Raw genomic sequence first — 19718 nt, 5'->3', positions numbered from 1 at the left:
TAGATTACTACACGCCGAGGGGTGCCGCGAACCACGACGCCTATTGCGCGGTGGTGTGGGTCGGAATGTCCACCGCGATGACGGGGCAGTCCTTCCACAGCCGCTCGAGGCCGTAGTACACCCGCTCCTCCTCGTGGAAGATGTGCACGACGAGGTCGCCGAAGTCCAGGAGCACCCAGCGGGACTCCTGCCGGCCCTCACGGCGCAGGCGCTTGAAGCCCGCCTGGAGGAGCTGGTCCTCGATCTCGTCGGCGATCGCCGCGACGTTGCGCTCACTGCGGCCGGTGACCAGCAGGAACGCGTCGACGAGCGGGAGGGGCTGGGAGACGTCGAAGGCGACGAAGTCCTCCCCGCCCTTGGAATCCGCGGCGGCTGCCGCGATCTGCACCATCCGGTGCGATTGTTCGCTTGCTGCCATCAGAACACTCCTGTCACGAAGGCGAGGATGAGGACCCCCGCCAGGGCGAGCGCGAGGACGCCCGCCGTGATGGCCAGCGCCATCATCAATTTGCTGCCCTTCTCCGGCGCCGGGGGACGGATGATGTCCTCAGCGCTCTTGATGGTGCTGACCGCCGCGCTGGCGGCGATCGGCGTCGGAGAGGAGGCGGAAGGGAGCTCGCCGTCGAGCAGGACGGCGTCGACGTCCTTGCCGTCGGCGGAGCCGGGGACACGTCCGGTGGAGCCGTAGGTGTCCGGGAGGGCGAAGGTGCCGGTGATGAGCACCTCGCCGGTCGCGGCGACGGGAGAGACCAGCGATCCGGTCTCGGGCGTCTGCGAGAGGATGAGCGCGTTCGCCGTCGACAGGGACGCGCCGCTGTTGCCGCCGCGGGGCAGCATCTGGTCGAAGGATGGCGGCAGCGCGATCTCGATGTCGACCTCGGCGGGCTCATCGCTGCGCCCGAGGCCGAACGCCGCACCGGCGACAGCGGGCGCGGCCTCCTCGGGCTCGGCTGCGTCGGAGTGCTCGCCGGGCTCGACGGGCTCGGCATCTTCGGCCGCCACGGGCACGGAGTCGTCGGACGCCGGTGCCTCGTCGACCGCTGTCTCCGCTGCCTCCGCCGATGCCGGTTCTGCGTCCTCGGCCACGTCTGGTTCCGCCTCGATGACCGCCGTGACGGGGCCGGTCGACGCGGAGTCCTCGGGAGCGTCGTCGCGCGTGGCGACGAGCTCCTCGACCGGGTCTCCGGCATCCTGCCCGGCGGACCCGGCGGCCCCGTCGGCCGGGGCGTCGCCTGCCGGAGCGGCGGACTGCACGGGGATCGCCGCGGTGCGGAGCCGCTCCTGCTGACGGGCGGCGCGGCGGGTGAGGGCGTGGCCGCCCAGGTCGACGGCCGAGTCGGCGATCGGCGCCTCGGGGATGTCCACGGGCACGGCGGCGCGCGGAAGCGGTGCGACCGGCGCGGACGCGGGCGCGGGAACCTCCGCCGGGGCCTCCGCCGCGGCATCCGTCACCGGGGTCTCCCCGGTCTCGGCGCGCGCCATGTCGGGCGTGATGATGGGGGTCGATGCGGTGTTGCGTATTTCGCGCAGCTGGCGGCGGGTCAGCTGAGGAGTCTCCGGCTGGTCGGGTGTGCTCATGCCTCGCTCCGGTAAAGGTGGTGCTTCGCAATGTATTGGACGACGCCGTCAGGGACGAGGTACCACACCGGGTGTCCGCGTCCGACGCGGGCCCGGCAGTCCGTCGACGAGATCGACAGGGCGGGGATCTCGAGCATGCTCACATCGTCGGTGGGCAGTCCTGCGGTGCTCAGGACGTGCCCCGGTCGGGAGACGGCGACGAAATGAGCGAGGTCCCAGAGTTCATCATGGTCCCTCCAGCTGAGAATCTGCGCGATGGCGTCTGCGCCGGTGATGAAGAAGAGCTCCGAGTCCGGTCGCTGCGCGTGCAGATCGCGGAGCGTGTCGATCGTGTAGGTCGGGCCCGTCCGATCGATGTCGACCCGGCTGACGGTGAACTGCGGGTTGGATGCGGTCGCGATCACCGTCATCAGGTAGCGGTGCTCGCTGGGCGAGACCTTCTCCTTCTGGTACGGGATGCCGGTCGGCACGAAGATCACTTCGTCGAGGTCGAACGACTGGGCGACCTCGCTGGCCGCCACCAGGTGCCCGTGGTGGATCGGGTCGAACGTTCCGCCCATCACACCGATGCGCGGGGCGCGCGTGGCTGCCATCCGCGCGGCCTAGTGGTGGTGCCCTGCCTGGAGTTCGGCGCCGTGAGCCTGCGCGTACGCCTCCGCCTTGTGGGCGTGGCGGTTGGCCACGTTGCGGTAGGACAGCGTGACGAAGCCCAGCAGCAGGAAGACGACGAAGGCGATGATGCCGAAGACGAAGGTCTCCGCCTGGACGTTGCCGTGGTGCTCCTCGGTGGCGAGGGCGACGATCGTGGCGAGGGTCATTCGTGCTCCGTTTCGGTTCGGGTGGCGCTCGGCCCAGTTTAGGCGGTCAGGACCGGATCTGCCCGGACCCGCGGGCGAGCCACTTCACACTCGTGAGCTCAGGGAGGCCCATAGGCCCGCGCGCGTGCAGCTTCTGCGTCGAGATGCCCACCTCCGCACCGAAGCCGAACTCGCCTCCGTCGGTGAACCGCGTCGAGGCGTTCGCCATCACGACGGCGGCGTCCACCTCGGCGAGGAACCGCTCGGCGTGGGCATCGTCGGTCGTGATGATGGACTCGGTGTGCTGTGTGGAGTACGTGCGGATGTGCGTGAGCGCCTCGTCGAGGTCGTCGACGATCCGCAGCGAGAGGTCGAGGCTCATGTGCTCGGTCGCCCAGTCCTCCTCGGTGGCGGGCACGATGCCGGGCGCGAGGCGCCGGGCATCGGCGTCGCCGTGCACCGTGACGCCGGCGCTCTGCAGCGCCGCGACGACGGGCGGGACCAGCCGTTCGGCGGCGTCGCGGAGGACGAGGACGGTTTCGACGGCGTTGCAGACGCTGGGCCGCTGCACCTTCGCGTTCACGACGATGTCGCGCGCCCAGTCCAGCGGCGCGGACGAGTCGAGCACGATGTGCACGACGCCGGCTCCCGTCTCGATGACGGGGACCGACGACTCGGCGACGACGGTGCGGATGAGCTCCGCACTCCCCCGCGGGACGAGCACGTCGACGAGTCCGCGGGCGCGCATGAGCTCGCGGGCGCCGTCGCGGCCGAAGTCGTCGACGGTCTGGATCGCCTCGGGGTCGACACCCTGCGCGGCCAGGACGCCCCGCATCACGGCGATGAGGGCCGCGTTGGACGACTGGGCGGCGCTGCCGCCGCGCAGGACCACGGCGTTCCCGGACCGGAGCGCGAGCGAGGCGATGTCGACGGTGACGTTGGGGCGTGCCTCGTAGATCGATCCGATGACGCCGAACGGCACGGAGACCTTCTGCAGCCGCACGCCGCCGGCGATCGTCCGCTCGTCGAGGACCCGTCCGACCGGGTCGGGCAGGTCGGCGACGTCGCGCACGGCGGATGCCAGGGCGTGCACGCGCGCCTCGTCGAGGCGGAGGCGGTCCTGCAGGCCGGCCGAGAGGCCGTTCGCGCGGCCGCGCTCGAGATCCTCGGCATTGGCGGCGACGATCTCCGCCGCCGCGGCGTCGATGCCGTCCGCGATGGCGCGCAGCAGGTCGGCCTTCTGCGCGTCGGTGAGAAGCCCGACGCTCCGCGAGGCGTCCTTGGCCAGCAGCATGCGCTCCCGCGCGGTGGCGGCGATGACGGTCATCCCGCCAGTCTACCGAGGCGGGGCGCCGGAGCGGCCCGGCTCAGATCGTCGACGAGGTGTGGACGGGCGCCGTGCCGGCCGGGACCGGAGCGGCCGGGTTCGGCGCGAACCAGGTGCCGATCTCGGCGCCCCGCAGTGCCTCCTCGACGAGGTCGGCGCTCGTGACGAGCACGCCGACGCCCGCGGTGGCGGCGAGTCGGGCGGCGGACACCTTGGTCGCCGCTCCCCCGGTGCCGACGCTGTTGACGACGACCGAGCCGAATTCGAACCCGTGGAGGTCGTCGCCGAACTCGACACGGTCGATCGGGCGGGCGCCCGGCTCGCCGGGCGGGCGCGTGTAGAGGCACTCGATGTCGCTCAGCAGCACGAGCGCGTCGGCGCCGATCAGCTGCGCGACGAGCGCGGCGAGCCGGTCGTTGTCGCCGAAGCGGATCTCATGGGTCGCGACCGTGTCGTTCTCGTTCACGATGGGGAGGATGCGCAGGCCCAGCAGCCGTTCCATGGCGCGGCGCGCGTTGGAGCGGTGCGTGGGATTCTCGAGGTCCCCCGCGGTCAGGAGGACCTGACCGGTGACGATCGCGAAGGGGCGCAGCGCATCCTGATAGCGGTAGATCAGCACGTTCTGGCCGACGGCGGCGGCCGCCTGTTGGGTCGCGAGGTCGACGGGACGCTCATCCAGGAGCAGGTACGGCATCCCGGTCGCGATCGCGCCGGAGGAGACGAGCACGACCTCGGTGCCGCGGGCGTGCGCGGCTGCGAGGGCTTCCACGATCGGCTGGATCTTGTGCGCGTTCTCGCCGCTGATCGATGACGAGCCGACCTTCACGACGACACGACGTGCCCCGGCGAGGCCGGCGCGCTCCCTCACGGTCACAGCTCGTCCTCGTCCTCCCCGCCGCGGACGGCGAGTCGCTCCGCCTCGAGCTCGGCGCGTGCGTCGGCCTTGGCATCCATGCGCTCGTGGTAGCGGTCGCGGCGCTGCGACGTCGTACGGCGCGGGTTGAGATCCAGTCGCGGGTCCGTGCCGCGTGGTGCGGTCATGAGCTCGGCGGCCGAGGAGAGCGTCGGATGCCAGTCGAAGACGATGCCGTCGCCCTCGCCGATGACGACGGTGGACCCGGCCTCGGCTCCCACGCGGAAGAGCTCGTCCTCCACCCCCAGCTTCTCGAGCCGGTCGGCGAGGAAGCCGACGGCCTCCTCGTTCTGGAAGTCGGTCTGCTGCACCCAGCGGAGCGGTTTCGCGCCGAGGATCCGGTACACGTTGCCGTAGGTGCCGCCTTCGACCCGGATCTCGAACTCGCGGCGCGAGCCCTGCGGGCGGATGATGACGCGCTCCGGCGCCGGTGCGGCGGCCAGGTCGGCGCGGTGCTGCGCGACGATGTCGCCCAGCGCGTAGTTCAGCTGGCGGAGGCCCTCATGACTGACCGTGGAGATCTCGAAGACCCGGTAGCCGCGCGCCTCGAGGTCGGGGCGCACGAGGTCGGCGAGGTCCTTCGCCTCCGGGACGTCGACCTTGTTGAGCGCGACGAGCTGCGGACGCTCCAGCAGCGGGAGCTGACCCTCCGGGACCGGGTAGGCCGCGAGCTCGGCGAGGATGACGTCGAGATCGCTGATCGGGTCGCGGCCGGGCTCGAGGGTCGCGCAGTCCAGGACATGGACGAGGGCGGTGCAGCGCTCCACGTGGCGGAGGAACTCCAGGCCCAGGCCCTTCCCCTCGCTCGCCCCCTCGATGAGGCCGGGCACGTCGGCGATCGTGTAGCGGACGTCGCCGGCCTGCACGACACCGAGGTTCGGGTGCAGCGTCGTGAACGGATAGTCCGCGATCTTGGGGCGGGCGGCGGAGACGGCCGCGATGAGGCTCGACTTCCCGGCCGACGGGAAGCCGACGAGCGCGACGTCGGCGACGGTCTTCAGCTCGAGGAGGACATCGCCCTCCCAGCCCGGCGTGCCGAGCAGCGCGAAGCCGGGCGCCTTGCGCTTGGTGGTCGCAAGCGCCGCGTTGCCGAGCCCGCCCTGACCGCCGGGAGCGGCGACGAACCGCGTGCCGGGGACGACGAGATCGGCGAGGACCTCGCCGTCGACGTCCTTGACCACGGTGCCGACCGGCACAGGCAGCTCGAGGGGCTCGCCCAGCGCGCCGGAGCGGTGATCGCCCATGCCGAAGCCGCCGTTGCCGGCGGAGCGGTGCGGTGAGTGGTGGTACGACAGCAGGGTCGTGACCTGCGGGTCTGCGACGAGCACCACGTCGCCGCCGTGGCCGCCGTTTCCACCGTCCGGACCGGCGAGGGGCTTGAACTTCTCGCGCTTGACGGAGACGCAACCGTTGCCGCCCTTGCCCGCCCTCAGATGGAGCGTGACGCGATCGACGAAGGTCACCATGGAATGTCTCCTGACGGGAACAGGCGAGGGGCGAGCCGAAGCCCGCCCCTCGCCAAGGAAGTGTGTACGACTACTCTGCGGCCGCCACGATGTTGACGACCTTGCGGCCGCCCTTCGTGCCGAACTGCACGGCGCCCGCTTCGAGAGCGAACAGCGTGTCGTCGCCACCGCGGCCGACATTGGCGCCCGGGTGGAAGTGGGTTCCGCGCTGGCGGACGATGATCTCGCCGGCGAGGACGGTCTGGCCGCCGAAGCGCTTCACGCCCAGTCGCTGGGCGTTGGAGTCGCGACCGTTACGGGTGGAGCTTGCGCCCTTTTTGTGTGCCATCTCTGCGTCTCCCTGGCTTTACTTGATGCCGGTGATCTTGACGCGCGTGAGGTCCTGACGGTGGCCCTGGCGCTTCTTGTAGCCGGTCTTGTTCTTGAACTTCTGGATCACGATCTTCGGGCCGCGCTCCTCGCCGAGGACCTCCGCGGTCACGACGACCTTCGCGAGCTTGTCGGCGTCGGTCGTGACGGCGTCGCCGTCGACGAAGAGGACGGCGGGCAGCTCGATCTTGTCGCCGACCTTCGCCGCCTGACGGTCCAGCACGACGATGGTGCCGACCTCGACCTTTTCCTGACGGCCACCGGCGCGCACAACTGCGTAAACCACTTCACACCTGTTTTTCTTCTGTGGAGCGCACGGCTCCGTCTGTCTTTGTGAGACTGGGAAGTCTTGGTGCGGAAGCAAAGCTCTCGGTCGCCATAGGCCAGCGACACGCGACGCACCAAGGGTCCACTTTACCGGATGCCGTGCAGGAGGGCAAAAGCACGCGTCTGGCGTGTCGGAATCGGCGCCATGCCTAGGATCGGGACGTGGCCATCCTCGTCGACGAAGCAATCTGGCCGGCGCACGGCCGGCTGTGGTCGCACATGGTCAGCGACAGCGATCTGGCGGAGCTGCACGCGTTCGCGCGGGCGCACGGCATCCCCCCGCGGGCGTTCGACCTGGATCACTACGACGTCCCGGAGGACGCGCTGGAGCGGCTCGTCGCGGGCGGCGCCGAGCGCGTGAGCGGGCACGAGCTCGTCCGACGCCTGATCGGCTCCGGCCTGCGGGTGACAGCACGCGAGCGCCGCGGGCTCTGACGCGCAGAGCCCGCGGCGCCGGGTGATCAGTCCTCGGACGGCGCGGTGCTGACCGGCGTGCCGCTGAGCGCGGCCGTCGTGACGCGGCGGCGCGAACGCCCCTGCCCGGGAGCCTTCGGCTCGGGAAGCGCGCTCAGGACGGTCTCCAGGAGCAGGTCCTTCTCGGTCTTGGGAGCTCGCGAGGCGGGCGGCGCGCCATCCGTCTTCTTCTTGCGCGACTTCTTGGGGCGCTCGACGGGTTCGGCGGTCTCCACGACCGGCTGCTCCCCCGCGTCGTCGGCGGCGGTGTGGATGGTGGACGCCGCGATCTGGGCGAGGGCGGACTTCGCGCCCTCGGTGATCACGTGCGTGCCGCCGTTGCCGCCGGCGGGAGCCGGGGGCGCCTGCCGCGGGCGGCGGGCGGAGCTGCTCTGCTGCGGGGCGCGGTGCTTGACGACGGGGTCGTGGTGGACGATGACGCCCCGACCGGCGCAGACCTCGCACGCCTCGCTGAAGGTCTCGAGGAGGCCCAGTCCGAGCTTCTTGCGCGTCATCTGCACGAGGCCCAGCGACGTGACCTCGGCCACCTGGTGCTTCGTCCGGTCACGGCTCAGGCATTCGACGAGGCGACGCAGCACGAGGTCGCGGTTGGACTCGAGGACCATGTCGATGAAGTCGACGACGATGATGCCGCCGATGTCGCGGAGCCGCAGCTGCCGGACGATCTCCTCCGCCGCCTCGAGGTTGTTCTTCGTGACGGTCTCCTCGAGGTTGCCCCCGGTTCCGACGAACTTGCCGGTGTTGACGTCGACGACCGTCATGGCCTCGGTGCGGTCGATGACGAGCGAGCCGCCGGAGGGCAGCCAGACCTTGCGGTCCAGCGCCTTCTCGATCTGCTCGGTGACGCGGAACCGGTCGAACGGGTCCTGCTCGTCCTCGTACTTCTCGATGCGCTCGATGAGGTCCGGCGCGACGCCGGCGAGGTACGAGGTGATCGTCTGGTGCGCGTCCTCACCCTGGATGAGCATCTTCCGGAAGTCCTCGTTGAAGACGTCACGGACGATCTTGACCAGGAGGTCGGGCTCGGAGTGCAGGAGAGCGGGCGCCTGGATGTTCTCCAGCTGCGCGCTGATGTGCTCCCACTGCGAGGTGAGGCGCTGCACGTCGCGCGTGAGCTGCTCCTCCGTGGCGCCTTCGGCGGCCGTGCGGACGATGACGCCGCTGGACTCCGGGAGGACCTCCTTCAGGATGCGCTTGAGGCGCGCCCGCTCGGTGTCCGGGAGCTTGCGGGAGATCCCGTTCATGTTGCCGCCGGGCACGTACACCAGGTAGCGACCGGGGAGCGAGATCTGGCTCGTGAGCCGGGCGCCCTTGTGCCCGACGGGGTCCTTCGTGACCTGCACGAGGACGCGGTCGCCGGATTTGAGGGCGAGCTCGATGCGGCGGGGCTGGTTGCCGGTCTCCACGGCATCCCAGTCGACTTCGCCCGAGTACAGCACCGCGTTGCGGCCGCGGCCGATGTCGACGAACGCGGCTTCCATGCTCGGCAGCACGTTCTGCACGCGCCCGAGGTAGACGTTGCCGATGAGGGACGCGTCCTGGTTGCGGGCGACGTAGTGCTCGACGAGGACGTTGTCCTCGAGGACGGCGATCTGGATGCGGCCGTTCTTGGAGCGGACGATCATGTCGCGGTCGACGGCCTCGCGGCGCGCGAGGAACTCGGCCTCGGTGACGACGGGGCGGCGACGGCCGGCTTCGCGACCGTCACGGCGACGCTGCTTCTTGGCCTCCAGGCGCGTGGAGCCCTTGATGCGCTGCGGCTCGGTGATGAGCTCGACGGCGCGACGACGGGGCTGCGCGGGCGCCTCGTCGGGGGCGTCGGCCCCGTTCGCTCCCCCGCGGCGGCGGTTGCGGCGCCGGGCGCTGGAGGGCGACTCGGCGTCCTGCTCCTCCCGGGAGTCGTCGTCGTGGCGGGGCGGCAGGGGCGCGATCGCCGGGGCGTAGAACACCAGCTGCGTCGAGACGGCGGAGACGAAGTTCTCCGGCAGGAGGCCCAGGCTCACGGCCGTGAACGGCTTCTCCGGCTCGGCGGGCGCTTCCGGCTCGGCCGGGGTCTCCGGCTCAGCGGGCGTCTCCGGCTCGGCCGGGGTCTCCGGCTCGACCGGGGTCGCCGGCTCGGCCGAGGTCTCCGGCTCGACCGGGGTCTCCGGCTCGGCGTCGGCCGCACCATCGGCCTCGGGCGCAGGCGTCGCGTCGTCGGCGGCGGGCGCGTGCTCCTCGACGGCCTCGACGGAGGTCACGACATCGGCGAGCTCCGCGGCGGGCGCGTCGTTCAGCGTGACGGGCTGCTCGTTGTCGGACGGGGAATCTTCGGTGTGCTCATCGGCCATCACTGGCTTACTCCTAGCGGGACGGCACCGCGCGCCGTCCGGCGAAAATCTGGCGGCGCCGCTCCGGTTCGGAGGAGCCGCGGTCTCACTCGGTCTGCAGCGGGAGCTTGCTCATCTGGCCGTGGCTCGTGCTGCGAAGGGCGTTCATCGCCCGAAGTCTTCGGTGATGTCCGGTCGCGGCGCGGCCGCGGGGAGCATCGGCGACCATTATCGCACTTTCGGTGCCCGAATGCTCGTTTCGCTGTCCGCGGCGCGTGCCGGTGCGGTGCCGGGAGTCCGTTCGCCGGTCGATGCGATAATCGCAACCATGCCCACCCGCCTCACGCACACCCGTCCGCGGGCGCTCGCGGTATGGCTCATCATCGCCGGCGCCGTGGGCCTCTTGGCCGCTTTCGAGCTGACGGTGGAGAAGTTCCACCTCCTCGCCGAGCCCGGGTCGACGGCATCCTGCGATGTCAACATCGTCGTGCAGTGCGGGAAGAACCTCGACTCCTGGCAGGGCGCGGTCTTCGGCTTCCCGAACCCGCTCCTCGGGCTCGTCGGCTGGGTCGCCCCGATCGCGGTCGGCGTCGCCATCCTCGCGGGCGCCCGGTTCGCCCGCTGGTTCTGGTGGCTGTTCTGGGCCGGCACGGCGTTCGCGTTCGGCTTCGTCGTGTGGCTCATCGCGCAGAGCGTGTTCGTCCTCGGCACCCTCTGCCCGTGGTGCATGGTGACGTGGATCGTCACGATCCCGACGTTCTATGCCGTCACCCTGCACGTGCTGCGCTCGGGCGTCGCACCGGCACCGGGCCGCGTGCGCGCGGCGGCGGACACCCTCCTCGGGTGGGTCCCGCTCCTCGCGATCCTCAGCTACGCCGTGATCGCACTGATCGCCCAGCTGCGGCTGGACTGGATCGGCACCCTGTAACCGCAGCGCGCCCTGCCGTGTCCCGGTTCATGCGGGTCGCGCCGCGCCGCACCCGCGCATGGCGGGACATGCGGCGGGTCGGCGTCACAGCATCCGCGGCTCCGCACGGACGCCGGATCCCGGCTCAGCCGAACCAGATCTCCAGCTCGCGCGCGGCCGACTCGGGGCTGTCGCTGCCGTGCACGAGGTTCTGCTGCACCGCGAGGCCCCAGTCGCGGCCGAAGTCGCCGCGGATCGTGCCGGGCGCGGCCGTCGTCGGGTCGGTCGTGCCGGCGAGCGAACGGAAGCCCTCGATGACGCGGTTGCCGGCGAGGCGGATCGCGACGGAGGGACCCGACATCATGAACTCCAGGAGCGGCTCGTAGAAGGGCTTGCCGGCGTGCTCGGCGTAGTGCCGCTCGAGCGTGTCGCGCTCCGGCTCGACGAGGGCGATGTCCACGAGCGCGTAGCCCTTGGCTTCGATGCGGGCGAGGATCGCGCCGGTGAGTCCGCGCGCGACGCCGTCCGGCTTGACGAGGACGAGGGTCTCTTCCGTGTGCATGTCAGTCTCCGTTCGATTCCGCCTGAGCGGCCAGCTGTGCGTTGCGCTTGTCCAGCGCGCCGCCCTTGATGGTGCCATACGCGTACATGGCACCGAAAACGAGGGCGACCAGGAGCAGCGCCGGCAGCACGATGGCGCCCAGTGCGACGACGAGCTGCCACACCCAGCCGAGCGCGATCCCCCAGCGGTGGCGCGCGACGGCTCCGGTGGCCACCATGAGGACGGCGAGGACGCTGCCCGCGACGATGGCCCACCAGCCGGGGACCCCGTCCGGGAGGGCGCCGAGCCCGTAGGCGACCATGCCGCCGAGGAAGACCACGAGGGCTTCCGCGGCCAGCACGATGGATGCCAGCGACTCGGCGGCGCCGCGGGGACGGCGGGGTCGCCGGACGCGCTCGCTCACTCCTGCCACCCGCTCTTCCAGTCGTCGTCCGCGGCGAGCATCACGGCTTCCCCGGCGAGCACGACGCTGCCGGCGATGATGACGGCGCGACGGTCGGACGCGGCCGCCCACGCGCGGGCGGCCTCGGCCGCGTCGGCGAGGCCGTGGTGCACGGTCACCGGCGACCCGGCGTCCTCCACGAGGTCGGCGATCTGCTCCGGGTCGGCGGCGCGCTCGGAGTCCGGTGCCGTGGCGAACACGTGCGCGGCGGCCGGGGCGAGGGTCGAGACGATGCCCGCGGTGTCCTTGTCGCCGAACACCCCCAGCACGAGGCCCCACTCGTCGAAGTCGAACGACTCGCGGAGCGCCGCGACGAGGGCGGCCGCGCCGTGCGGGTTGTGGGCGCTGTCGGCGAACACGGTCGGCGCGACGCCGATCAGCTGCAGACGGCCCGGCGAGGTGACGTTCGCGAGGGCATCGGCGAGGACGTCGGGCGCGATCGGCTGCGTCCCGGCGCCGATGAGCGACTCGACGGCGGCGATCGCGAGGGCCGCGTTTCGGCCCTGGTGCGCGCCGTACAGCGGCAGGTACAGCTCGTCGTAGGTGCCGGCGAGGCCGCGCACCGAGATCTGCTGCCCGCCGACGGCCAGCCGCTGCGCCGTGAGGGCGAACTGGTCGCCGTCGACGGCGAGGGACGCGTCGTGCGCGGCGGCCGCGGCACGCAGGACGGCGGCGGCGGCCGGGTCCTGGGCGGCGGAGACGACGGCGGCATCCTGCTTGATGATGCCGGACTTCACGGTGGCGATCGCCTCGATCGTGTCGCCCAGCCGGTCGGCGTGGTCGATGTCGATGGGCGCGAAGACGGCGACGTCGCCGTCCGCGGTGTTCGTGGAGTCCCACGCCCCGCCCATCCCGACCTCGATGACGGCGACGTCCACCGGGGCGTCTGCGAAGGCGACGAACGCCAGCACCGTCAGAAGCTCGAAGAAGGTCAGCGGCGCCTCGCCGGTGGCGGCGAGTTCGGCATCCACGAGGTCGACGAACGGGGAGATCTCCTCCCACGCGTCGGCGATCGCGGCGTCCGCGATCGGCTCCCCGTCGATCATGATCCGCTCCGTGAAGCGCTCCAGGTGCGGGCTCGTGAACAGCCCGGTGCGCAGGCCGTGGGCGCGCACGATCGTCTCGATGATGCGGCTCGTGGACGTCTTGCCGTTCGTGCCGGTGACGTGCACGACCCGGTAGGTGTGCTGCGGGTCGGCGAGCAGCTCCAGGACGCGCCTGGTGCGCTCTACGCGGGGCTGCACCCAGCGCTCGCCCTGCCGGGTCAGCAGCGCCGCGTAGACGGCATCCGCTCTCGCGCGGTCGTTCATGCGGATGCTCCGATCCGGGACACGGCGACGTGGAAGCCGCCCTCGTTGGCGAACAGGCCCTCGCGCTGGTAGGCGACGTGCTCCGGCGCGGCGCCGAACGCGGCGCGCTGCCAGGACTCGTCGGTCTCGCCGCCCCGCACCGGCACGTCGCGTCCTTCGACGGCGATGGAGTGCTCGAGCGCGAGGGTCTCCCCCGCGACGGCGGCCGTGTCGAAGGCGGCGGAGACGGCATCCGCGTCCGCCGCCGAGGCGAACACGAGTCGCAGGCGGATGCGGTCGCTGACCTCGAAGCCGGCGGCCTTGCGGGTGTCCTGCACGGCGCGGATGACGTCGCGGGCCAGGCCTTCGGCCTCCAGCTCCGGCGTCGTGGCGGTGTCGAGCAGCACGAAGCCACCCGCGGGCAGCAGCGCGATCGCCGTGCCGGCGGCCATTCCGCCCGCCTCGAGCGTGAGCTCGTACTCCCCCTCCTGGAGGGCGATCCCGTCGACGACGACGACACCGTCGACGACGGACCACAGACCGGCCTTGGCACCGCCGATGACGTGCTGCACCTGCTTGCCGAGGCGCGGTCCGGCCGCGCGCGCGTTGACGGCGAGCCGCTGGCTGATGCCGTACCGCTCGGCGAGCCCCTCGACGAGCTCGACGACCTCGACGCGCTTGACGTTGAGCTCCTCCCGGAGGATGTCCTCGAACTGCGCGAGGCCTGCCGCGTCCGCGACGGCGACGGTCAGGCTCGCGAGGGGCAGCCGCACGCGCTTGCCCTCGCGCTTGCGCAGCGCGTTGGCGACGGAGGAGACTTCGCGGACGGTGTCCATCGCGACGCGGATGTCGGCCGCGGGGGCGAACGCGTCGGCGTCGGGCCAGTCCTGCAGGTGCACGCTGCGCCCGCCGGTGAGCCCCTGCCAGACACGCTCGGCGACGAGCGGGATGAGCGGCGCCGCGACGCGCGTGAGGGTCTCGAGCACCGTGTAGAGGGTGTCGAAGGCCTCCGTGGAGGTCTCGTCGGCCGAGACGCCGACCCAGAACCGGTCGCGGGAGCGGCGGATGTACCAGTTCGTCAGCGCCTCCGCGAAGTCGCGGAGCTTGGCCGCGGCCATCGTGGAGTCCAGCGCCTCCAGGTCGGTCGCGACGTCGCGGACGAGGTCGCCGGTGAGGGCGAGGATGTACCGGTCGAGCACATTCGTCGAGTCGGTGCGCCACTGCGCGTCGTAGCCGGCGCCGTCCGGCCCGCCGGCGGCGCCGGCGTACGTGGCGAAGAAGTACCACGCGTTCCACAGCGGCAGCAGGAACTCGCGCACTCCGGCGCGGATCCCCTCCTCCGTGACGACGAGGTTCCCGCCGCGGAGCACGGAGGATCCCATGAGGAACCAGCGCATCGCGTCCGAACCGTCGCGGTCGAACACCTCGCTGACGTCGGGGTAGTTCCGCAACGACTTGGACATCTTCTGCCCGTCGCTGCCCAGCACGATGCCGTGGCACGCGACGCCCGTGAACGCCGGGCGGTCGAACAGCGCGCCGGAGAGCACGTGCATGACGTAGAACCACCCGCGTGTCTGCCCGATGTACTCCACGATGAAGTCCGCCGGGGCGTGTTCGTCGAACCATTCCCGGTTCTCGAACGGGTAGTGCACCTGCGCGTACGGCATCGAGCCGGAGTCGAACCACACGTCGAAGACGTCCTCGATGCGGCGCATGGTGGCGCGCCCCGTGGGGTCGTCGGGGTTCGGGCGCGTCAGGTCGTCGATGTACGGGCGGTGCAGGTCGACCTCGCCCGCCTCGTTGACGGGGAGGCGGCCGAAGTCGCGCTCGATGTCGGCAAGCGAGCCGTACACGTCGACCCGCGGGTACTCGGGGTCATCGCTCTTCCACACCGGGATCGGCGACCCCCAGAACCGGTTGCGGCTCACGGACCAGTCGCGCGCGCCCTCGAGCCACTTGCCGAACTGTCCGTGCTTGACGTTCTCCGGCGCCCACGTGATCTGCTCGTTGAGCTCGACGAGGCGGTCCTTGATGGCCGTGACGCGCACGAACCAGCTGGAGACGGCCTTGTAGATGAGCGGGTTCCGGCACCGCCAGCAGTGCGGGTAGGAGTGCTCGTAGCTCGCCTCGCGCAGCAGCCGGCCCTCGGCCTTGATGAGGCGGATGAGCGGCCGGTTCGCATCCATCCACAGCTGCCCGGCGACATCGGTCACCTGCGGCAGGAACTTGCCGCTGTCGTCGAGACTCATGATGAGCGGGATGCCGGCGGCCTCGGTGATGCGCTGGTCGTCCTCGCCGTAGGCCGGGGCCTGGTGGACGATGCCGGTGCCGTCGCTCGTCGTCACGTAGGCGTCGACGAGGATGCGCCAGGCGCGCTCGGTGCCCCAGGTCGCGGCATCCGCGTAGTAGTCGAAGAGGGCGTCGTAGTGCACGTCGGCGAGCTCGGCGCCGAGGATCGTCCGCTCGACGGCGGCGTGCGCGGCCTCCGCCGACGCGTAGCCGAGGTCCTTCGCGTACCCGCCGAGCAGGGCGGATGCCAGAAGGTAGCGGTGCGCGTCCGCCTCGGCGCGGTCCTCGTGCACGTCGGCGACACCCTCCGGGCCGCCCGGGAGCACGGCGTACTCGATCTCCGGTCCGACGGCGAGGGCGAGGTTCGTCGGCAGCGTCCAGGGCGTCGTCGTCCAGGCGAGGGCGCGGACGCCGGTGAGCCCCAGCGCCTCCGCCTTCGTGCCCACGAGGGGGAACGTGACCGTCACGGACGGGTCCTGACGCATCTTGTAGACGTCGTCATCCATCCGCAGCTCGTGGTTGCTCAGCGGCGTCTCGTCGCGCCAGCAGTAGGGCAGGACGCGGTGGCCCTCGTACGCGAGGTCCTTGTCCCACAGCGTCTTGAACGCCCACAGCACCGACTCCATGTAGCCGGGGTCGAGCGTCTTGTAGCCGCGCTCGAAGTCGACCCAGCGCGCCTGCCGCGTGACGTAGTCCTCCCACTCGCGCGTGTAGGCCAGGACGGAGGAGCGCGCCTTGTCGTTGAACGCGGCGATCCCCATCTGCTCGATCTCGCTCTTCTCGGTGATCCCGAGCTGCTTCATCGCCTCGAGCTCGGCGGGCAGGCCGTGCGTGTCCCACCCGAAGACGCGGTCGACCTTGTGGCCGCGCATCGTCTGGAAGCGCGGGAAGAGGTCCTTGGCGTAGCCGGTGAGGAGGTGGCCGTAGTGCGGCAGGCCGTTCGCGAACGGCGGGCCGTCGTAGAAGACCCACTCGGGTGCGTCCGCGCGCTGCGCGATCGAGGCGCGGAAGGTGTCGTCGTCCTTCCAGAAGGCCAGGATCTCCTGCTCGATCTGCGGGAACCGCGGGCTCGCGACGAGATCGGCGGCGGGGCCGAACGATGAGGGCTTCGGGTAGGTCATGTCTCTCCAGCAGGTCGCGGTGCTTCCTGCGAGGACGATCTGACGACCGCGGTACCACCCCGCTTGCCCCGGAGGGCCACTCTCCCTGCGGCTGTGACGGGCCTGCCCCGTCCGGTTCTACTCCCCCGTGGGGTTTCTTCCGGAAGCTCCCCGGTGATGGCCGGATCGATGCTGGTCGTCCCATCATACGCGCGCGATAGGGTCCCGGCATGGCCCGGCGCACCGACTCCCCCGTCCCTCCCCGCGATGCAGCACCCGATCTGCCCGCCCGGCTGGAGGCCGTCACCGGCCTCGCCCGGCACGGGGATCTGCTCGGCGCGCGGGTCGCGGATGTCACCGGCGCGGTGGATGCCGCACACTGCCGGCTCACCGAATCCGTGGTGGAGGGGATGAGCGCCGACCGGCTGGACCTGACGGGGGCGGTGCTGACCGACGTCCGGCTGGCCGAGCCGCGCGCGACCGAGATCGTCGCCCGCGACGGGCGGTGGCGGAGCGTGGAGATCGTCGGCGGGCGGATCGGCACGCTCGACCTGCTGCGGGGCGAGCTGGACGGCGTCGTGCTGCGGGACGTCCGCATCGACTACCTGAGCCTCCCCTCCGCGCGGATCGCGGATCTGCAGTTCGTCGGCTGCGTCATCGGGACCATGGATCTGCCGGAGGCCGACGTGACGCGCGTGGCCTTCCAGGACACGCGCGTGGACGAGGTCGACACGCGGGGGCTCCGGGCGACGGACCTCGACCTGCGCGGCCTGGAGGCGCTGTCCTACACCGAGCCCGCGGCGCTCCGCGGCGCGACGATGTCCGCGGCGCAGCTGCTGCTGCACGCCGGCGCCTTCGCGCGGGCACTCGGCATCCGCGTCCTCGGCTGACCCGGCCGACCCGGCGCCGCCCCGGGACCCCGGTAGAATGGCCGGACATTCCCACACTCAGGCACGCTCACACAGTGCCGCATATACGGCTCGAGGAGTCCCATGACGAACGCGCACATTCCCGACAAGCCGGCCCTCGAGGGCCTCGAGCAGAAGTGGGACGCGGCCTGGGCCGCGCAGGGCACGTACCTGTTCGACCGCGATGCCGCGAAGGCCGCCGGTCGCGCCGGCGTCTTCTCCGTCGACACCCCGCCGCCGACGGCATCCGGGTCGCTGCACATCGGGCACGTCTTCAGCTACACCCACACCGACGTCAAGGTGCGCTTCGAGCGCATGCGCGGCAAGACGGTCTTCTACCCGATGGGCTGGGACGACAACGGCCTGCCCACCGAGCGCCGCGTGCAGAACTACTACGGGGTGCGCTGCGACCCGTCGCTGCCCTACGACCCTGACTTCACCCCGCCGTTCGCCGGCGACGCCAAGAGCCTGAAGCCCGCCGACCAGGTGGCGATCAGCCGCCGCAACTTCATCGAGCTGTGCGAGAGCCTGACCCTCGAGGACGAGAAGCACTTCGAGGCGCTGTTCCGTCAGCTGGGCCTGTCCGTCGACTGGACGCAGACCTACCGGACGATCTCGGACGACACGATCCGCACGAGCCAGCTCGCGTTCCTGCGGAACCTCGAGCGCGACGAGGCGTACCAGGCCATGGCGCCGACGCTGTGGGACATCGACTTCCGCTCCGCCATCGCGCAGGCCGAGCTGGAGGACCGCGAGCAGCCCGCCGCGTACCACCGCGTCGCGTTCCACCGCACCGACGGCACCGGCGACATCCACATCGAGACGACCCGTCCGGAGCTCCTCGCGGCGTGCGTCGCGCTCGTGGCGCACCCCGACGACGAGCGGTACCAGGCGTCCTTCGGGACGACGGTCCGCACGCCGCTGTTCGACGTGGAGGTCCCCGTCCTCGCGCATCCCCTCGCCCAGAAGGACAAGGGCTCGGGCATCGCCATGATCTGCACGTTCGGCGACGTCACCGACATCATCTGGTGGCGGGAGCTCGACCTCCCCAACCGCACGATCCTCGGCAAGGACGGCCGTGTCCTCGCGGAGGCTCCGGACGTGATCGTGACGGATGCCGCGCGTGCGGCGTACGCCGAGATCGCGGGGAAGACGGTCTTCAGCGCCAAGAAGCGCATCGTCGAGCTCCTGCAGGAGTCCGGCGAGATCATCGGCGACCCCAAGCCCTTCACGCACCCGGTGAAGTTCTACGAGAAGGGCGACCGCCCCCTCGAGATCGTGTCGACCCGGCAGTGGTACCTCCGCAACGGCGCGCGCGACGCGCAGCTGCGCGACAAGCTCATCGCCCTCGGGCAGGAGATGAACTGGCATCCCGACTTCATGCGCGTCCGCTACGAGAACTGGACCAACGGTCTCACCGGCGACTGGCTCGTCTCGCGCCAGCGCTTCTTCGGCGTGCCGATCCCGGTCTGGTACGCCCTGGACGAGAACGGGGAGCGCGACTACGACCGCGTCCTCACGCCGGACCACGCGAGTCTGCCCATCGACCCGACGACCGACGTGCCCCCGGGCTTCACCGAGGACCAGCGCGGCGTGCCGGGCGGGTTCGACGGGGAGAAGGACATCTTCGACACGTGGGCCACGTCGTCGCTGACCCCGCAGCTCGCGGGCGGCTGGGAGCGCGACGGCGAGCTCTGGAACCTCGTCGCACCGTTCGACCTGCGGCCGCAGGGGCAGGACATCATCCGCACATGGCTGTTCTCCACGATGGTGCGCAGCGCCCTCGAGGACGACCGCGCGCCCTGGACGGATGCCGCCATCTCCGGCTTCATCGTCGACCCCGACCGCAAGAAGATGTCGAAGTCCAAGGGCAACGTCGTCACGCCCGCCGACATCCTGGACACGCACGGCACCGACGCGGTGCGCTACTGGTCGGCGTCGAGCCGGCTCGGCGCGGACGCGGCGTTCGACCCGCAGAACCCCACGCAGGTCAAGATCGGCCGCCGTCTCGCGATCAAGGTGCTCAACGCGGCGAAGTTCGTGCTGTCCTTCCCGGTTCCCGAGGGCGCCGAGGTGACGCACGCGCTCGACGCGTCGATGCTGGCGACCCTGGACGGCGTCGTGCGGGAGGCGACGAAGGCGTTCGAGGCCTACGACCACGCCCGCGCCCTCGAGCTCACGGAAGGGTTCTTCTGGACCTTCTGCGACGACTACCTCGAACTCGTCAAGGAGCGCGCGTACAACCAGACCGACGTGGGGCAGGCCTCCGCCGCCCTCGCCCTGCGCCTGGCGCTGTCGACGCTCCTGCGGCTCCTCGCGCCCGTGCTGTCCTTCGCCGCCGAAGAGGCGTGGTCGTGGTTCGAGGAGGGCTCGGTGCACAACGCGAGCTGGCCCGAGCCGCTCGGCATCGAGGGCGACCCGGCGGTCCTGCGCACCGTGGGTGAGGCGCTCATCGGCGTCCGCCGCGCGAAGACCGAGGCGAAGGCCTCGCAGAAGACCCCCGTCGACACGCTCACGATCACGGGCCCGGAGGCCGCGATCGCCGCGATCCAGACGGCGGAAGGCGACCTCAAGGCCGTCGGCCGGATCGGCGAGATCACCTACGGCACGGGCGAGTCGATCGCCGTGACGGAGATCGTCCTGACGGTGCAGGAGGCCTGA

At 71.2% G+C, this 19718-nt stretch carries 18 protein-coding genes; 4 read left to right on the top strand and 14 right to left on the bottom strand.

What is annotated here, in order from left to right:
- Positions 1 to 40 precede the first annotated feature (40 nt).
- From rsfS to rplU, 9 genes are all read right to left on the bottom strand, one after another.
- Positions 41 to 418 carry a ribosome silencing factor gene (gene rsfS, locus BR85_RS04930; RefSeq protein WP_028495529.1) on the bottom strand — a complete coding sequence of 126 codons (378 nt, stop codon included), beginning with the start codon at positions 416 to 418 and terminating at the stop codon, positions 41 to 43.
- On the bottom strand, positions 418 to 1578 hold the full coding sequence (locus BR85_RS04925) for a hypothetical protein (protein ID WP_028495528.1): 1161 nt from the start codon (positions 1576 to 1578) through the stop codon (positions 418 to 420). The genes rsfS and BR85_RS04925 overlap by 1 nt, the downstream gene beginning before the upstream one ends.
- Positions 1575 to 2171: a nicotinate-nucleotide adenylyltransferase gene (gene nadD / locus BR85_RS04920; protein ID WP_028495527.1), complete on the bottom strand. Its 597-nt coding sequence runs from the start codon at positions 2169 to 2171 to the stop codon at positions 1575 to 1577. Before nadD ends, BR85_RS04925 begins: the two co-directional genes overlap by 4 nt.
- Positions 2172 to 2180: 9 nt before the next feature.
- A complete protein-coding gene (locus tag BR85_RS04915) occupies positions 2181 to 2396 on the bottom strand; it encodes a hypothetical protein (RefSeq protein ID WP_028495526.1) in 216 nt (71 codons plus the stop codon).
- 46 nt (positions 2397 to 2442) lie between these two features.
- Entirely contained in the window at positions 2443 to 3702 is a 1260-nt protein-coding gene (locus BR85_RS04910) for a glutamate-5-semialdehyde dehydrogenase (protein WP_028495525.1), read from the bottom strand.
- Positions 3703 to 3742: 40 nt separating this feature from the next.
- Positions 3743 to 4576, bottom strand: coding sequence for a glutamate 5-kinase (gene proB / locus BR85_RS04905; RefSeq protein ID WP_028495524.1), 834 nt, complete (start codon positions 4574 to 4576; stop codon positions 3743 to 3745).
- Entirely contained in the window at positions 4573 to 6081 is a 1509-nt protein-coding gene (obgE, locus tag BR85_RS04900; protein WP_028495523.1) for a GTPase ObgE, read from the bottom strand. The genes proB and obgE overlap by 4 nt, the downstream gene beginning before the upstream one ends.
- 70 nt (positions 6082 to 6151) lie before the next feature.
- Positions 6152 to 6409, bottom strand: coding sequence for a 50S ribosomal protein L27 (rpmA, locus tag BR85_RS04895; protein ID WP_028495522.1), 258 nt, complete (start codon positions 6407 to 6409; stop codon positions 6152 to 6154).
- An 18-nt stretch (positions 6410 to 6427) separates the two neighbouring features.
- Positions 6428 to 6736, bottom strand: coding sequence for a 50S ribosomal protein L21 (gene rplU / locus BR85_RS04890; RefSeq protein WP_028495521.1), 309 nt, complete (start codon positions 6734 to 6736; stop codon positions 6428 to 6430).
- Between the two features lie 203 nt (positions 6737 to 6939).
- Here rplU and BR85_RS04885 point away from each other — a divergent pair, with 203 nt between their 5' ends.
- The gene (locus tag BR85_RS04885; RefSeq protein ID WP_028495520.1) at positions 6940 to 7212 is read left to right on the top strand and encodes a DUF4031 domain-containing protein; all 273 of its coding nucleotides are present in this window, start codon (positions 6940 to 6942) and stop codon (positions 7210 to 7212) included.
- Between the two features lie 26 nt (positions 7213 to 7238).
- Here the strand turns inward: BR85_RS04885 and BR85_RS04880 are convergent, their stop codons facing one another.
- A complete protein-coding gene (locus tag BR85_RS04880) occupies positions 7239 to 9581 on the bottom strand; it encodes an Rne/Rng family ribonuclease (protein WP_028495519.1) in 2343 nt (780 codons plus the stop codon).
- Between the two features lie 307 nt (positions 9582 to 9888).
- Between BR85_RS04880 and BR85_RS04875 the strand changes: the two genes are divergently transcribed.
- Positions 9889 to 10488, top strand: a complete 600-nt coding sequence (locus tag BR85_RS04875; RefSeq protein WP_028495518.1) for a vitamin K epoxide reductase family protein — start codon at positions 9889 to 9891, stop codon at positions 10486 to 10488.
- 124 nt (positions 10489 to 10612) lie between these two features.
- Here the strand turns inward: BR85_RS04875 and ndk are convergent, their stop codons facing one another.
- From ndk to ileS, 4 genes are read right to left on the bottom strand one after another with little or no spacing between them, the layout of a single operon-like run.
- Positions 10613 to 11029 (bottom strand): nucleoside-diphosphate kinase, encoded by a 417-nt coding sequence (gene ndk, locus BR85_RS04870; protein ID WP_028495517.1) that lies wholly within the window; start codon positions 11027 to 11029, stop codon positions 10613 to 10615.
- Position 11030: 1 nt separating this feature from the next.
- Positions 11031 to 11441, bottom strand: a complete 411-nt coding sequence (locus tag BR85_RS04865) for a DUF4233 domain-containing protein (protein ID WP_028495516.1) — start codon at positions 11439 to 11441, stop codon at positions 11031 to 11033.
- Positions 11429 to 12781 (bottom strand): bifunctional folylpolyglutamate synthase/dihydrofolate synthase, encoded by a 1353-nt coding sequence (locus BR85_RS04860; RefSeq protein WP_028495515.1) that lies wholly within the window; start codon positions 12779 to 12781, stop codon positions 11429 to 11431. Before BR85_RS04860 ends, BR85_RS04865 begins: the two co-directional genes overlap by 13 nt.
- Positions 12778 to 16170 carry an isoleucine--tRNA ligase gene (ileS, locus tag BR85_RS04855; protein ID WP_028495514.1) on the bottom strand — a complete coding sequence of 1131 codons (3393 nt, stop codon included), beginning with the start codon at positions 16168 to 16170 and terminating at the stop codon, positions 12778 to 12780. Before ileS ends, BR85_RS04860 begins: the two co-directional genes overlap by 4 nt.
- A gap of 209 nt (positions 16171 to 16379) precedes the next feature.
- On the opposite strand from ileS, the gene BR85_RS04850 reads away from it, so the two are divergent.
- Together BR85_RS04850 and valS are read left to right on the top strand one after the other, a co-directional pair.
- A complete protein-coding gene (locus tag BR85_RS04850; RefSeq protein WP_028495513.1) occupies positions 16380 to 17039 on the top strand; it encodes a pentapeptide repeat-containing protein in 660 nt (219 codons plus the stop codon).
- Between the two features lie 102 nt (positions 17040 to 17141).
- Positions 17142 to 19718, top strand: coding sequence for a valine--tRNA ligase (valS, locus tag BR85_RS04845; RefSeq protein ID WP_028495512.1), 2577 nt, complete (start codon positions 17142 to 17144; stop codon positions 19716 to 19718).

It is taken from the genome of Microbacterium sp. UNCCL10, from assembly GCF_000746195.1.
Lineage (GTDB): Bacteria > Actinomycetota > Actinomycetes > Actinomycetales > Microbacteriaceae > Microbacterium > Microbacterium saccharophilum.
Note: the sequence above shows the minus strand (reverse complement) of the source record. Positions and strands in the feature narration are given on the sequence as shown.

Excerpts from the sequence above, each read along its gene's own strand:
- rsfS (WP_028495529.1), bottom strand. The coding sequence starts at position 418 with ATGGCAGCAAGCGAACAATCGCACCGGATGGTGCAGATCGCGGCAGCC.
- BR85_RS04925 (WP_028495528.1), bottom strand. The coding sequence starts at position 1,578 with ATGAGCACACCCGACCAGCCGGAGACTCCTCAGCTGACCCGCCGCCAG.
- nadD (WP_028495527.1), bottom strand. The coding sequence starts at position 2,171 with ATGGCAGCCACGCGCGCCCCGCGCATCGGTGTGATGGGCGGAACGTTC.
- BR85_RS04915 (WP_028495526.1), bottom strand. The coding sequence starts at position 2,396 with ATGACCCTCGCCACGATCGTCGCCCTCGCCACCGAGGAGCACCACGGC.
- BR85_RS04910 (WP_028495525.1), bottom strand. The coding sequence starts at position 3,702 with ATGACCGTCATCGCCGCCACCGCGCGGGAGCGCATGCTGCTGGCCAAG.
- obgE (WP_028495523.1), bottom strand. The coding sequence starts at position 6,081 with ATGGTGACCTTCGTCGATCGCGTCACGCTCCATCTGAGGGCGGGCAAG.
- rpmA (WP_028495522.1), bottom strand. The coding sequence starts at position 6,409 with ATGGCACACAAAAAGGGCGCAAGCTCCACCCGTAACGGTCGCGACTCC.
- BR85_RS04880 (WP_028495519.1), bottom strand. The coding sequence starts at position 9,581 with ATGGCCGATGAGCACACCGAAGATTCCCCGTCCGACAACGAGCAGCCC.
- BR85_RS04875 (WP_028495518.1), top strand. The coding sequence starts at position 9,889 with ATGCCCACCCGCCTCACGCACACCCGTCCGCGGGCGCTCGCGGTATGG.
- ndk (WP_028495517.1), bottom strand. The coding sequence starts at position 11,029 with ATGCACACGGAAGAGACCCTCGTCCTCGTCAAGCCGGACGGCGTCGCG.
- BR85_RS04860 (WP_028495515.1), bottom strand. The coding sequence starts at position 12,781 with ATGAACGACCGCGCGAGAGCGGATGCCGTCTACGCGGCGCTGCTGACC.
- ileS (WP_028495514.1), bottom strand. The coding sequence starts at position 16,170 with ATGACCTACCCGAAGCCCTCATCGTTCGGCCCCGCCGCCGATCTCGTC.
- BR85_RS04850 (WP_028495513.1), top strand. The coding sequence starts at position 16,380 with ATGGCCCGGCGCACCGACTCCCCCGTCCCTCCCCGCGATGCAGCACCC.
- valS (WP_028495512.1), top strand. The coding sequence starts at position 17,142 with ATGACGAACGCGCACATTCCCGACAAGCCGGCCCTCGAGGGCCTCGAG.